Genomic DNA, 13,076 nt, shown 5'->3' with positions numbered 1-13,076 from the left:
ACGGCCGCCTCCCCCACCGTCGGCGCCTACACGCCCGACCCGGGCGCGGCCCCGCTGGGCCGCATGCTGCGCGCGCAGACCGGCCTGGAGACCAAGCTGCTGCTGCGCAACGGCGAGCAGTTGCTGCTGACCGTCGTCATCCCGAGCGTGCTGCTGGTGCTGTTCAGCGCGGTCGACATCGTGGCGACGACCGGCCCCGGCAAGCGCGTCGACTTCCTCGCCCCCGGGCTGCTGGCACTGGCGGTCATGTCCACCGCCTTCACCGGCCAGGCCATCGCGACCGGCTTCGAGCGCCGCTACGGCGTGCTCAAGCGCCTCGGCGCGAGCCCGCTGCCGCGCTGGGCGCTGATGACCGCGAAGACCGGGAGCGTCCTGGTCACCGAGGTGCTGCAGGTGGCGCTGCTCGGCGTGATCGCCCTCGCGCTGGGCTGGCAGCCGCACGGCAACCCCCTCGCGGTGCTGCTCCTGCTGGTCGCGGGCACAGCGGCGTTCTCCGGCCTCGGGCTGCTGATGGCGGGCACGCTCAAGGCGGAGGCGACGCTGGCGGCGGCCAACCTGGTCTTCATCCTGCTGCTGCTCGCGGGCGGCGTGATCGTTCCGCTGTCGAAGTTCCCCTCCGCCGTCCGTCCGGTCCTTGAAGCGCTGCCGATCAGCGCCCTCTCCGACGGCCTGCGCGCGGTGCTCCAGCAGGGCGCGGCGATGCCCTGGGGCGACCTCGGCATCCTCGCCGTCTGGGCCGTCCTCGGCCTGGCCGCGGCGGCGCGTTTCTTCCGCTGGGAGTGACCGCAGGGCCCGGCCGCCCGACCGGCGGGCACAGAAACACCTGAGCCGTCGACGGATTCTCCGTCGACGGCTCAGTGCTTCAGCTCTGTCGATCCGTCAGCTCATGGCTCTCGGTCAAGCCGAGTGGCGGCCACGGGCACGCTTGCGCATCACGAAGACCGCCGCGCCGCCCAGCAGGACGCAGCCCGCGCCGACGCCCGCGATGACGGGGGTCGCGCTGCTGGCACCGGTCTCGGCCAGGCCCGGGCTGCTCGGCGAGGCGGAGACCGCCGGGGTGGGGCTGGCGGAGGGCAGGCTGCCGCCGCCGGTCGGCTTGCAGGTCAGGGCACCGGTGAAGGTCTTGGCGAAGCCGTTCGGGCCGGTCACCGTGATGCGGTAGGCCGCGCCCTCCTTCTCCTTGACGAAGACGGTGGTGGTCGCGCCCGGCACGACGGTCACGCTCTCGCCGCCGACCTGCGCGGTCCAGGGCTGGTCACCGCCGTTGCTGAGGGCGACGTCCACGCCGCCCTTCTTGCAGTCGGTGGCCGCGTTCGCCGCCGGGACCGCGCCCTTCGGCGCCCACTGCGCCTGCGCCTGGGCGCTGACCGAGACGGGAGCGGTACCAGCCAGGATCATGGTCTGACTGGAGCCGTCGACCGCCGCGAACGCGCGACCGACCGGCAGCGAGGTCACCGCACTCCCGGTCACCTGCGCGTTCCCCGCGGCCGTCCCCTGCGGGACGTCCACGTAGAGCTTCTCGCCGTTGACGGCGGTGGTGACCGGCCGGCCCGAGCCGTCGACCAGCTGCACCGAGGCCGGAGCGGAGAGGCCGAGGCTCACCGACTGCGCGCTGGTGGCGACCGTCAGCGGGCCCAGCCTGCCCGCGTGTCCGGCGACCGAGGACGGCGAGAGCGCCAGCGACGGAGCGGGCTCGCTGACGTTCTGGGCGTTGCTCTCCAGCCAGGTGGTCACGGTCGCCGCCGTGGCGTCCTCCGGCGTGGCGGTGACGTGGTCGGAGAAGTGCCAGATCGCGGCCTGCGTGGCGGCGGCGGCCTGGTCCGCGTCGAGACCACCGTTCACCCCGGCGGCAGAGGCCAGCGCCGAGGGGGTGACCACCGGGTACGAGTGCTGCAGGATCCACTCGATCTTGCCGCGGTCCGGGTTGCCCGAGAGCGTCGACTGGTCCCAGCCCGTCTCCTGGTACTGGACGCCGCTGTGCGTGTCGTGGTGCAGGTCGATGCAGTACACAGCGAGGGTCTGGCCGCCGTCCTGGAGCGCGACCGTGCCGCCGTAGGCGACGCCGGACTCACCGGCGACATCGACCTTGCCGTAGTGGATGAAGTCGCCGAGCGTGGCGACCGCACTGCCGTTCTGGTCCGCGACAGCGGTCCCGGCGGCGGCCAGCGGCCCCGCGATCGCGAACGCCCCGGCCGCCAACATCGCGGCCGCGAAGCGCTTCGCCCCTCCCTGCCCAGGTATTCCGAACATGACGTGCCCTCTCCCCTTGCCTGGAACGGGGGCTCTGGTTGCAGCGCGATCGTGCCACCGACCCCGAAAATGGCAAGGGACATGACACATAGCGGCGTTCGATCCAGCACGCCCCCCTATGACGCCGGATACTAGTGACACCTGAGGGGCCTGTGCGACCCCAGTGCGCCAACGAGGAAAAGCCTCCTGACGCTCCGTCGGCGCGGCCGACTGCCAGCGGGGACTGTGAGCGGGAACACGGAAGCTCCGGTTCCGCAGAAATGTCCGGGAGCAGTGCACACGAACGGCCCGCACGTGTCCGGGGCGAACCGGGACTCCGCAGGTCAGTGCGGTCCTCGCGGGGCTCCGGCAGGGCCGTCCGGCCGAGCCCGGCCCCCCGTCCGGATTGTCGGGGGCCGCGAACTACGATGAGGCGCGTGCGTACCCCCTTCTCCCTCCTCGCCGAGCGCGTCTCCGTCCCGGACCGCTGGGTCCGCTGGACCGCGCTGGCGACGCTGGTGTGCAGCGTCCTGATCGTGGTCACCGGCGGCGCGGTGCGGCTCACCGGCTCCGGCCTGGGCTGCCCGACCTGGCCCACCTGCACGTCGTCGACGCTCGCGCCGACGTCGGCGATGGGCTTCCACGGCGTCATCGAGTTCAGCAACCGCATGCTGACCGACGTGATCTGTGTGGTCATCGGCCTGGCCATCCTGGCCTCGCGCTGCGCCAAGCCGTGGCGCAAGGAGGTCACCCGGCTCGGGTGGGCCCAGTTCTGGATCACGGTCGTCGACGCGGTCGTCGGCGGGATCACGGTGCTGACGCACCTCAACCCCTACGTCGTCGCGATCCACTTCCTGCTGTCGATGGTGCTGATCCTCACCGCCCACGCGATGTGGCAGCGCACCCGTGAGGGCGACGCCGAGCCGGTACGCACCGTCGGCCGCCCGATCATCCACCTCTCGCGGGTGACGGTCGCGATGACGGCCCTGCTGATCGCCGCGGGCACCCTGGTCACCGGCTCCGGCCCGCACCCGGGCGACAGCAGCGACGTCAAGCGGATGCCGTTCAACTGGGAAGAGATCACGCAGTTCCACGCGGACTTCGCGATGGTCAGCGTCGGCCTGGCCGTGGCGATGATCTTCGTACTGATGGCCGTGGACGCGCCGGCCGCGCCGCGCAAGCTGGCCAAGGTCTTCCTCGGGGTCCTGCTGGCCCAGGGCGTCCTGGGCTTCGTCCAGTACTTCACGCACGTCCCCGAGCTGCTCGTCGGTATCCACCTGCTCGGCGCCGCGCTGTGCTGGGTCTCGGTCCTCCGCCTCCACCTGTCGCTCCGCGTGCGCCCGGAGGTAGGGGCGCTGCCGCGCCCCGCGGACATCGAAGCCTTGGCAACCGTCTAAGCTGCAACACCTTTAGGGGCGCGGGGAACGGCGCGAGAAACCACCCAGTGCGGATGGCCCTGCTCGTTGAGGACCATCCGCGCCGGGTGGCTTGTCGCGCCGTTCCCCGCGCCCCTGGTAGTGCAACTAACTCAGATCTGAATGCCCGCCATGCGGCGCCACTCGTACGCGCTGGTCTTGACCTTGAGGCCGAGCTCGCCGTCGAAGTCCTCGTGCTTCGTGACGCCGGACAGCTCCACCGCGCGCTCCGCGACAGCGGGAGTCGGGGCGACCTGGTCGCCCCACGCGCCGTCCGCGCCGACGAGGGCGATGCGGGTGGCCGACGCGCCCACGTACTCCACGACGCCGTCGGCGCTGCCGCCGTGCTCGGCGGCGAAGGCCTTGACGTGCTTGGCGATGCGCTGGGCGCGCTTCTCGTCCTTGGGCGACAGGACGCTGGTCTCTTCGGTGGTCATGGACAGCAGACTACTCAGCGGTAGCGACACAGACGACCGGGCCCCGATGTGCTTTCCTGCACATCGGGGCCCGGCGAAGGTGAAACGAGACCTACTTCAGGAACGGGTCGATCGCGATCTCGACGAACAGCAGCGTCAGATAGGTGATCGACCAGTGGAACAGCCGCATCTCCTTGAGCTTCGCGCCCACGACCCCGGCCTTGGCGCGAGCCTGCAGGCCGTGCGCCTCCTTGAGCCAGAAACCGCCCAGGACCACCGCGGCGATCGGGTAGACCACGCTGGTGTGGTCCAGCGGCCACAGCGCCATGGAGACGGCGACCATGACCCAGCTGTAGATCACGATCTGCTTGGCCACGGCCTCATTGGTCGCGATGACGGGCAGCATCGGCACGCCGACCTTGGCGTAGTCCTCCTTCACCTTCATCGACAGCGGCCAGTAGTGCGGCGGCGTCCAGAAGAAGATGACCAGGAAGAGCACGACCGGCGGCCACGCCAGCGAGTTGGTGACCGCGGACCAGCCGATGAAGACCGGCATGCAGCCCGCGATCCCGCCCCAGACGATGTTCTGCGCGGTCCGCCGCTTCAGGCCCAGCGTGTAGACGAAGACGTAGAAGAGGAGGGCCGCGAGCGACAGTGCCGCGCTCAGCGGGTTGACCAGGACGGCGAACCACGCGGTCGAGCCGATCGCCAGCGCGATGCCGAAGACCAGCGCCTCACGCGGGGAGACCATGCCGGTCACCAGCGGACGGCGCTCGGTCCGGGACATCAGCGCGTCGATGTCGCGGTCGATGTACATGTTGAGCGCGTTGGCGCCACCGGCGGAGAGATAGCCGCCGACGACGACCTCAAGTACCAGCAGCAGGTTGGGCACACCGCGCTGGGCCAGGAACATCACCGGGACGGTGGTGATCAGCAGCAGCTCGATGATCCGCGGCTTGGTCAGCGCGATGAAGGCCCCGACACGGGCCGTCAACGGCCTCTGTCCGGGGTTCCCCTCGACCAGACCGGCCGGACGGGTTTCGACGGCGGTCACGAACACCCCTGGTTGATGAAGCTCACGAGTACCACGCCACCTTAGACGCTCCATATCTCGGCTCCGGCGGCGGGGGGCCGTGTCGGCGCAAAGCCCGTCGTAAGCGCACTGAACGAACGCGCGGATGAACGCGCGGGTGACCGCTCGGAGGCGCGCACGGAACACACGCCGAACAGTGCCCCGACGATCGCGCCGCACTGACCCGTTCAGCGCTCGTTGAGCGGGAACCCTTGTGCGCATGAGCGGTAGGCTCGCTCTGTACAAAGGGTCAACGTTCTGTGCCCAAGAGACCGCCGCCGAAGTCGGCTCCTGGCGCCGGGTCGAAAGACGTTACGGAAGGAGCCCTGATCCAGGGTGAGCACGACGCCGAACAGTACCTTCGAGTGGACCGAACTTGACCAGCGCGCGGTGGACACCGTGCGCGTTCTGGCGGCAGACGCCGTGCAGAAGGTCGGCAACGGCCACCCCGGCACGGCGATGAGTCTGGCTCCGGCCGCCTACCTGATCTACCAGCGCTTCCTGCGCCACGACCCGGCCGACGCCCAGTGGCTGGGCCGCGACCGCTTCGTCCTGTCCCCCGGGCACACCTCGCTGACGCTCTACATCCAGCTCTACCTGTCCGGCTACGGCCTGACGCTCCAGGACCTCGAGGCGTTCCGCACCTGGGGCTCCCTGACGCCGGGCCACCCTGAGCACGGGCACACCGTCGGTGTGGAGACCACCACCGGCCCGCTCGGCCAGGGTGTCGGCAACGCGGTCGGCATGGCGATGGCCAGCCGCTTCGAGCGCGGCCTGTTCGACCCGGAGGCTCCTGAGGGGGCCTCCCCGTTCGACCACACCATCTGGGCGATCGTCTCCGACGGCGACCTGGAGGAGGGCATCTCCTCCGAGGCGTCCTCGCTCGCGGGCCACCAGAAGCTGGGCAACCTGGTCTGCCTGTACGACGACAACCACATCTCCATCGAGGGCGACACCGAGACCGCCTTCTCCGAGGACGTCCTCAAGCGCTACGAGGCGTACGGCTGGCACGTGCAGCGCATCGAGCCCGCCGCCAGCGGCGACATCGACGTCAAGGCGCTCAACCGGGCGCTGACCGCCGCCAAGGCCGAGACCTCGAAGCCGTCCATCATCGCGATGCGCACGATCATCGCCTGGCCGGCCCCGAACGCGCAGGACACCGAGGCCGCCCACGGCTCCGCGCTGGGCGCGGACGAGGTCGCCGCCACCAAGCGCGTCCTCGGCTTCGACCCGGAGAAGTCCTTCGACGTCGAGCCGGAGGTGCTGGAGCACGCCCGCAAGGTCGGCGACCGCGGCGCGCAGGCGCACGCCGAGTGGGAGAAGCAGCTCGCCGACTGGCGTACCGCCAACCCGCAGCGTGCCGCCCTGCTGGACCGGATGACCGCGGGCGAGCTGCCCGAGGGCTGGGAGAAGAGCGTCCCCTCGTTCGAGCCCGGCACCTCGATCGCCACGCGTGCCGCGTCCGGCAAGGTGCTGCAGGGCCTGGGCAAGGTGCTGCCGGAGCTGTGGGGCGGTTCGGCCGACCTCGCCGGCTCGAACAACACCACCATCGACGCCACCTCGTCGTTCCTGCCGGTCGGCAACCCGCTGCCGGAGGCCGACCCCTACGGCCGCACGGTGCACTTCGGCATCCGTGAGCACGCCATGGGCTCGACCATGAACGGCATCACGCTGCACGGCAACACCCGCATCTACGGCGGCACCTTCCTGGTGTTCTCCGACTACATGCGTCCGACCGTGCGTCTGGCCGCGCTGATGAAGCTGCCGGTCACCTACGTGTGGACGCACGACTCCATCGGCCTGGGCGAGGACGGCCCGACCCACCAGCCGGTCGAGCACATGGCCGCGCTGCGCGCCATCCCGGGTCTGAACATGGTCCGTCCGGCCGACGCCAACGAGACCGCGGTGGCGTGGGAGGAGATCACCCGCCGTCACACCGACAACCCGGCCCCGCACGGCCTGGCGCTGACCCGCCAGGGCGTGCCGGTCTACCCGCGCAACGAGAACGCGGCCAAGGGCGGCTACGTCCACACCGAGGCCGAGGGCGGTAACCCGAAGGTCATCCTCATCGGCACCGGTTCCGAGCTGCAGTTGGCCGTGGCCGCCCGCGAGACGCTGCAGGCCGAGGGCATTCCCACCCGCGTGGTCTCGATGCCGTGCCTGGAGTGGTTCGAGGAGCAGACCAAGGAGTACCGCGACTCGGTGCTGCCGCCGGCCGTCAAGGCCCGCGTCGCGGTCGAGGCCGGTATCGCGCTGACCTGGTACCGCCTGGTCGGTGACGCCGGACAGGTCGTCAGTCTGGAGCACTTCGGCGCCAGCGCCGACGCCAAGGTGCTGTTCCGCGAGTTCGGCTTCACCCCCGAGGCTGTCGTCGCCGCCGCCAAGGAATCCCTCTCCGCCGCCGGGCGCTGAACCATTCGACACGCGAGGAAAGTGATTGATCATGACTGACGCACTGCAGCGCCTCAGCGACGAAGGCGTGGCGATCTGGCTGGACGACCTGTCCCGCAAGCGGCTCACCTCCGGCAACCTGGCCGAACTGGTCCGCGACAAGCACGTCGTGGGCGTGACCACCAACCCGTCGATCTTCCAGAAGGCGATCGGCTCCGGCGACGGCTACGAGGAGCAACTGGCCGACCTGGCCGTGCGCGGCGTGACCGTGGACGAGGCGGTGCGGATGATGACCGCCGCCGACGTCCGCGACGCGGCCGACGTGCTGCGCCCGGTCTACGACGCCAGCAACGGCCGCGACGGCCGGGTCTCCATCGAGGTCGACCCGCGCCTGGCCCACGAGACGGCGCCGACGATCGCCGAGGCCAAGCAGCTGTGGTGGCTGGTGGACCGTCCCAACACCTTCATCAAGATCCCGGCCACGGTCGAGGGCCTGCCCGCGATCAGCGCCGTGCTGGCCGAGGGCATCAGCGTCAACGTCACGCTGATCTTCTCGCTGGAGCGCTACCAGGCCGTCATGGACGCGTTCCTGACAGGTCTGGAGGGGGCCAAGGCCAGCGGCCACAACCTCTCCACCATCGAGTCGGTCGCCTCGTTCTTCGTGTCCCGGGTGGACAGCGAGATCGACAAGCGCCTGACGAAGATCGGCACCGACGAGGCGCTCGCCCTCAAGGGCAAGGCCGCCGTGGCCAACGCCCGCCTGGCGTACGAGGCGTACGAGGAGGTGTTCGGCTCCGCCGACGGTCAGCGCAAGCCGTCCGACCGCTGGAAGGCGCTGGCCGCCGCGGGCGCCAAGCCGCAGCGTCCGCTGTGGGCGTCCACCGGCGTCAAGGACCCGGCCTACGACGACACCATGTACGTCGTCGAGCTGGCCGCCCCGGGCACGGTCAACACCATGCCCGAGGCCACCCTCGACGCCGTCGCCGACCACGGCGTGGTCCGCGGCGACACGGTGACCGGCAACTACGCCGACGCCACGGCGGTGCTCGAGAAGATCGCCGCGGTCGGCATCTCCTACGACGACGTCGTCCAGCTGCTGGAGGACGAGGGCGTCGACAAGTTCGAGGTCTCCTGGAAGGAGCTCCTGGAGACCGTGCAGAAGTCTCTCGACGCGAAGGGCGGCTCCTCCAAGTGACCGATCCTGCGGCGGTAGCGGACGAGTCCGTTCTCGACGACCTCACGTCGGACGACGGGTCCGGCGAGACGAACGTGTGGATCAACCCCCTCAGGGACGAGAAGGACCGGCGGCTCCCGCGTATCGCGGGGCCGTCCGGCCTCGTCATCTTCGGCGTCACCGGCGACCTTTCGCGCAAGAAGCTGATGCCGGCGATCTACGACCTGGCCAACCGCGGCCTCCTGCCCCCGGGCTTCTCGCTGGTGGGCTTCGCCCGCCGCGACTGGGAGGACGAGGACTTCGCGCAGGTCGTGCACGACTCCGTCAAGGAGCACTCGCGCACTCCCTTCCGCGAGGAGGTCTGGCAGCAGCTGGCCAAGGGAATGCGCTTCATCCAGGGCGAGTTCGTGGACGACGCGGCCTTCGACAGGCTGCGCACGACCATCCAGGAGCTCGACAAGGAGCAGGGCACGGGCGGCAACTTCGCCTTCTACCTCTCCGTCCCGCCAAAGTTCTTCCCGCAGGTGGTCCAGCAGTTGAAGGACCACGGCCTGGCCGACCCGCCCAAGGGCTCGTGGCGGCGTGCCGTCATCGAGAAGCCCTTCGGTCACGACCTGGCCTCCGCGCAGGAGCTCAACAAGGTCGTCCACGAGGTCTTCCCGCGTGACGAGGTCTTCCGGATCGACCACTACCTGGGCAAGGAGACGGTCCAGAACATCCTGGCGCTGCGCTTCGCCAACTCGATGTTCGAGCCGATCTGGAACCGCGGCTACGTCGACCACGTGCAGATCACCATGGCCGAGGACATCGGCATCGGCGGTCGCGCGGGCTACTACGACGGCATCGGCGCGGCGCGCGACGTCATCCAGAACCACCTGCTGCAGCTCATGGCGCTGACGGCGATGGAGGAGCCCGCCTCCTTCCACCCCAAGGCGCTGGTGGCGGAGAAGCTCAAGGTGCTGTCCGCCGTCCAGATCCCCAAGGATCTGGGTCGGCACACCGTGCGGGCCCAGTACACGCACGGCTGGCAGGGCGGCGAGGAGGTGCCCGGCTACCTGGAGGAGGAGGGGATCAACCCCAAGTCCACCACGGACACCTACGCCGCCATCAAGCTGGAGATCAACAACCGCCGTTGGGCGGGCGTGCCGTTCTACCTGCGCACCGGCAAGCGGCTCGGCCGCCGGGTCACCGAGATCGCGGTGGTCTTCCAGCGCGCCCCGTACCTGCCGTTCGACGCCTCCGCGACCGAGGAGCTGGGGCAGAACGCCCTGGTCATCCGGGTCCAGCCGGACGAGGGCGTGACGGTGCGGTTCGGCTCCAAGGTGCCGGGCACCTCGATGGAGGTCCGGGACGTGACGATGGACTTCGCCTACGGCGAGTCGTTCACCGAGTCCAGCCCGGAGGCATACGAGCGGCTGATCCTGGACGTGCTGCTCGGGGACGCCAACCTGTTCCCGCGCCACCAGGAGGTCGAGCAGTCCTGGCGGATCCTCGACCCGATCGAGCAGTACTGGGACAGGCACGCCAAGCCCGCCCAGTACGAGGCCGGCACCTGGGGCCCTGAAGAAGCGGACGAGATGCTCGCACGAGACGGCAGGAGCTGGCGCAGGCCATGAAAATCGACCTCACCGACACCACCTCCGGCAAGATCAACGCGGCGCTGATCGACGCCCGCCGGGCCATCGGCACAGCGACCGTCGGCATGGTGCTCACCCTCGTCATCGTCACGGACGAGGGCAGCGCCTACGACGCGCTCAAGGCCGCCTCCGACGCGTCGCGCGAGCACCCCTCGCGCATCCTGGCCGTCATCAAGCGGCCGGGGCGCTCGCCCCGGGCGCGGTCCCAGGCCCGGCTGGACGCCGAGGTCCGGGTCGGCTCGGACTCGGGCACCGGAGAAACGGTTGTGCTGCGCCTCCACGGCGAGCTCGCCGCGCAGGCGCAGTCGGTCGTGCTGCCACTGCTGCTGCCGGACGCCCCCGTGGTGGTCTGGTGGCCGGAGAACGCTCCGGAGAACCCGTCCAAGGACCCGCTGGGCGCACTGTCCCAGCGCCGGATCACCGACGCGGTCACCGCGGAGAACCCGGTCCAGCAGCTGGCGGCCCGCGCCGCGTCGTACGCGCCCGGCGACACCGACCTGGCCTGGACCAGGATCACCCCGTGGCGGTCGATGCTGGCCGCCGCGCTCGACCAGCGGCACGTCAAGGTCGAGTCGGCGATCGTCGAGGGCGAGTCCTACAACCCCAGCACCGAACTGCTGGCGCTGTGGCTGGCCGAGCGGCTCAAGATCAAGGTCGAGCGGACCGTCAGCGAGGGCCCCGGCATCACCGGGGTCCGGATGCACACCAAGGACGGCGACGTCTGCCTGGACCGTCCCGACGGCCTGCTGGCGAAGCTCTCCATGCCGGAGCAGCCGGACCGGATGGTCGCGCTCAAGCGCCGGGAGACCTCGGAGCTGATCGCGGAGGAGCTGCGCCGCCTCGACCCGGACCTGATCTACGCCTCGGCGGTCCGTTACGGGGTGGACAGGCTCCACGACAACACGGTCGCCGGCGAGGTCGTCGACGGCTCGTCGGAGGGCGGGGACGGGAAGCAGGACCCGAAGCCGGCCGCCAAGACGGCGGCCAAGAAGAGCACCGCTTCGACGTCCAGGACCCAGAAGTGACGGCACCTCAACTGGTCGTGCACCGCGACAAGGAGCTCATGGCCCTTGCCGCGGCCGCACGGCTGATCACCCGGATCGTGGACGCGCAGTCCGCACGCGGCACCGCCTCGGTGGTGCTGACGGGCGGGCGCAACGGCAACGCGCTGCTCGCGGCGGTCGCCGCGTCCCCGGCGCGGGACGCGATCGACTGGTCGCGGCTGGACCTGTGGTGGGGCGACGAGCGGTTCCTGCCGGAGGGCGACCCGGAGCGCAACTACACGCAGGCGCGCGCCGAACTGCTCGACGCGGTGCCGCTGGATCCGGCGCGGGTGCACCCGATGCCGGCCTCCGACGGCCCGGACGGCAACGACCCCGAGGCGGCCGCGGCGAGCTACGCGGCCGAACTGGCCAAGGCGGCGCGCCCGCAGGACCGGCTCCGGGTGCCGGAGTTCGACGTGCTGCTGCTGGGGGTCGGTCCCGACACCCACGTGGCCTCGCTCTTCCCGGAGCTCCCGGGCGTGCGCGAGACCGAGCTGACCGTCATCGGAGTGCGCGGCGCGCCCAAGCCGCCGCCCACGCGGGTCTCGCTGACCCTTCCGACGATCCGCGCCGCCCGCGAGGTCTGGCTCCTCGCGGCGGGAGACGACAAGGCGGACGCCGTCCGCCTGGCGCTGTCGGGCCCCGGCCCGATCCAGGCCCCGGCGTCCGGTGCGATCGGCCGACAGCGCACCCTCTGGCTCCTCGACCGCGCCGCCGCGGCGAAGATCCCGCCCGCGCTCTACCCGCCGGACGTCGCGTAGACGTCGACAACCGGCACGGCTGAACGGCGCCCCGGCCCGTCTCCCCCTTTCGGAGGAGGCGGGCCGCATCGTGTGAGGACGAATGCCGTTCCAGGCCAGGATGGGGCCATGGCAATCAAGCGCGTCACCGTCCATCTGGACGCCGATGACCTCACCGTCCTGCGTGAGGCGGCCCGCTGGGCCGGGGTTCCGCTGGGCAGGCTCCTCCGCGAGGCGATCCACGCCAGGGCGGAGCACATGCGCGGGGTCCTCGGAACAACAACCCCCACCCCGGGCGATGCCGCGCGGCCTCGGGCGACCTCGCCCGACAGCCAGGCGTAGCAGCCCGCCGGGTCGGGCCACGGGGCGTCCGGGCTCAGTCCTTCCCGGTGACCGTGTCGAGCTCGGCGAGCATGCGGTCCATCCGGTCCCGCTCGTCCGCGTAGTACTGCTCGGCCCAGCGCAGGGTCAGCACCGGGAAGATCCACTCCGGGTGCACCTCGGCCGCGGTGACGTCCGCCGCCGCCTGGGCGCGGCGCTGCTCGGCGAGGTCGCGGTGGGCGTGCAGCGTCTCGCGCAGCCGCGCGGGCTCCTGGAGGTGCCCGAGCCAGAGCCGCAACATCGGCCCGTGCTTGAGCACCGCGGGCTCGACCGGCGCCGCGTCGGCCCAATCCCGCAGCGCCTCCTCCCCGGCCGGCGTGATCCGGTAGAGGCGCTTGGCCCGGATGTCCCCCGGCACCTCCTCCGAGGCGGCGTAGCCGACGGACTCCAATCTCCGTAGCTCGCTGTAGATCTGACTGTACGACGGGCTCCAGTAGAAGAAGCCCATGCTCTGGTCCGCCCACTTCTTCAGGTCGTAGCCCGACAGCTCCCGCCCGAAGGAGAGCAGGCCCAGCACGGCCCAACTGGTGATCGGCAGAGGCTTCATTCCCGCAGTGTACGTGCTACTACAACACGCC

At 70.7% G+C, this 13,076-nt stretch carries 12 protein-coding genes; 8 read left to right on the top strand and 4 right to left on the bottom strand.

What is annotated here, in order from left to right; translation table 11 throughout:
* Nucleotides 1-63: 63 nt before the first annotated feature.
* Nucleotides 64-783 carry an ABC transporter permease gene (locus tag ABH940_RS10270; RefSeq protein ID WP_370071581.1) on the top strand — a complete coding sequence of 240 codons (720 nt, stop codon included), beginning with the start codon at nucleotides 64-66 and terminating at the stop codon, nucleotides 781-783.
* A 114-nt stretch (nucleotides 784-897) separates the two neighbouring features.
* On the opposite strand, the gene ABH940_RS10265 is transcribed toward ABH940_RS10270, so the two are convergent.
* Nucleotides 898-2,250 (bottom strand): Cys-Gln thioester bond-forming surface protein, encoded by a 1,353-nt coding sequence (locus ABH940_RS10265; RefSeq protein WP_370071561.1) that lies wholly within the window; start codon nucleotides 2,248-2,250, stop codon nucleotides 898-900.
* A 407-nt stretch (nucleotides 2,251-2,657) separates the two neighbouring features.
* Between ABH940_RS10265 and ABH940_RS10260 the strand changes: the two genes are divergently transcribed.
* Nucleotides 2,658-3,626, top strand: a complete 969-nt coding sequence (locus tag ABH940_RS10260) for a heme A synthase (protein WP_370071562.1) — start codon at nucleotides 2,658-2,660, stop codon at nucleotides 3,624-3,626.
* Between the two features lie 131 nt (nucleotides 3,627-3,757).
* On the opposite strand, the gene ABH940_RS10255 is transcribed toward ABH940_RS10260, so the two are convergent.
* Both ABH940_RS10255 and ABH940_RS10250 read right to left on the bottom strand, forming a co-directional pair.
* Nucleotides 3,758-4,081: a hypothetical protein gene (locus ABH940_RS10255; RefSeq protein WP_370071563.1), complete on the bottom strand. Its 324-nt coding sequence runs from the start codon at nucleotides 4,079-4,081 to the stop codon at nucleotides 3,758-3,760.
* A 91-nt stretch (nucleotides 4,082-4,172) separates the two neighbouring features.
* Nucleotides 4,173-5,114 (bottom strand): heme o synthase, encoded by a 942-nt coding sequence (locus ABH940_RS10250; RefSeq protein WP_370071564.1) that lies wholly within the window; start codon nucleotides 5,112-5,114, stop codon nucleotides 4,173-4,175.
* Between the two features lie 354 nt (nucleotides 5,115-5,468).
* Between ABH940_RS10250 and tkt the strand changes: the two genes are divergently transcribed.
* The 6 genes from tkt (at nucleotide 5,469) to ABH940_RS10220 (ending at nucleotide 12,459) form a co-directional block, all read left to right on the top strand.
* On the top strand, nucleotides 5,469-7,544 hold the full coding sequence (gene tkt / locus ABH940_RS10245) for a transketolase (protein WP_370071565.1): 2,076 nt from the start codon (nucleotides 5,469-5,471) through the stop codon (nucleotides 7,542-7,544).
* A gap of 31 nt (nucleotides 7,545-7,575) precedes the next feature.
* Nucleotides 7,576-8,718, top strand: coding sequence for a transaldolase (gene tal / locus ABH940_RS10240; protein ID WP_370071566.1), 1,143 nt, complete (start codon nucleotides 7,576-7,578; stop codon nucleotides 8,716-8,718).
* A 74-nt stretch (nucleotides 8,719-8,792) separates the two neighbouring features.
* Nucleotides 8,793-10,313, top strand: a complete 1,521-nt coding sequence (gene zwf / locus ABH940_RS10235) for a glucose-6-phosphate dehydrogenase (protein ID WP_370071582.1) — start codon at nucleotides 8,793-8,795, stop codon at nucleotides 10,311-10,313.
* Complete coding sequence (opcA, locus tag ABH940_RS10230) at nucleotides 10,310-11,359, top strand: glucose-6-phosphate dehydrogenase assembly protein OpcA (protein ID WP_370071567.1); 1,050 nt, start codon at nucleotides 10,310-10,312, stop codon at nucleotides 11,357-11,359. Before zwf ends, opcA begins: the two co-directional genes overlap by 4 nt.
* Entirely contained in the window at nucleotides 11,356-12,138 is a 783-nt protein-coding gene (gene pgl / locus ABH940_RS10225; protein ID WP_370071568.1) for a 6-phosphogluconolactonase, read from the top strand. Before opcA ends, pgl begins: the two co-directional genes overlap by 4 nt.
* 108 nt (nucleotides 12,139-12,246) lie before the next feature.
* Nucleotides 12,247-12,459 (top strand): ribbon-helix-helix domain-containing protein, encoded by a 213-nt coding sequence (locus tag ABH940_RS10220; protein ID WP_370071569.1) that lies wholly within the window; start codon nucleotides 12,247-12,249, stop codon nucleotides 12,457-12,459.
* Between the two features lie 34 nt (nucleotides 12,460-12,493).
* On the opposite strand, the gene ABH940_RS10215 is transcribed toward ABH940_RS10220, so the two are convergent.
* The gene (locus ABH940_RS10215; RefSeq protein WP_370071570.1) at nucleotides 12,494-13,045 is read right to left on the bottom strand and encodes a PadR family transcriptional regulator; all 552 of its coding nucleotides are present in this window, start codon (nucleotides 13,043-13,045) and stop codon (nucleotides 12,494-12,496) included.
* Nucleotides 13,046-13,076 lie beyond the last annotated feature (31 nt).

The organism is Streptacidiphilus sp. BW17, assembly GCF_041262485.1.
Classification (GTDB): Bacteria; Actinomycetota; Actinomycetes; order Streptomycetales; family Streptomycetaceae; genus Streptacidiphilus.
Note: the sequence above shows the minus strand (reverse complement) of the source record. Positions and strands in the feature narration are given on the sequence as shown.

Excerpts from the sequence above, each read along its gene's own strand:
- ABH940_RS10270 (WP_370071581.1), top strand. The coding sequence starts at position 64 with ATGCTGCGCGCGCAGACCGGCCTGGAGACCAAGCTGCTGCTGCGCAAC.
- ABH940_RS10265 (WP_370071561.1), bottom strand. The coding sequence starts at position 2,250 with ATGTTCGGAATACCTGGGCAGGGAGGGGCGAAGCGCTTCGCGGCCGCG.
- ABH940_RS10260 (WP_370071562.1), top strand. The coding sequence starts at position 2,658 with ATGAGGCGCGTGCGTACCCCCTTCTCCCTCCTCGCCGAGCGCGTCTCC.
- ABH940_RS10255 (WP_370071563.1), bottom strand. The coding sequence starts at position 4,081 with ATGACCACCGAAGAGACCAGCGTCCTGTCGCCCAAGGACGAGAAGCGC.
- tal (WP_370071566.1), top strand. The coding sequence starts at position 7,576 with ATGACTGACGCACTGCAGCGCCTCAGCGACGAAGGCGTGGCGATCTGG.
- opcA (WP_370071567.1), top strand. The coding sequence starts at position 10,310 with ATGAAAATCGACCTCACCGACACCACCTCCGGCAAGATCAACGCGGCG.
- ABH940_RS10220 (WP_370071569.1), top strand. The coding sequence starts at position 12,247 with ATGGCAATCAAGCGCGTCACCGTCCATCTGGACGCCGATGACCTCACC.
- ABH940_RS10215 (WP_370071570.1), bottom strand. The coding sequence starts at position 13,045 with ATGAAGCCTCTGCCGATCACCAGTTGGGCCGTGCTGGGCCTGCTCTCC.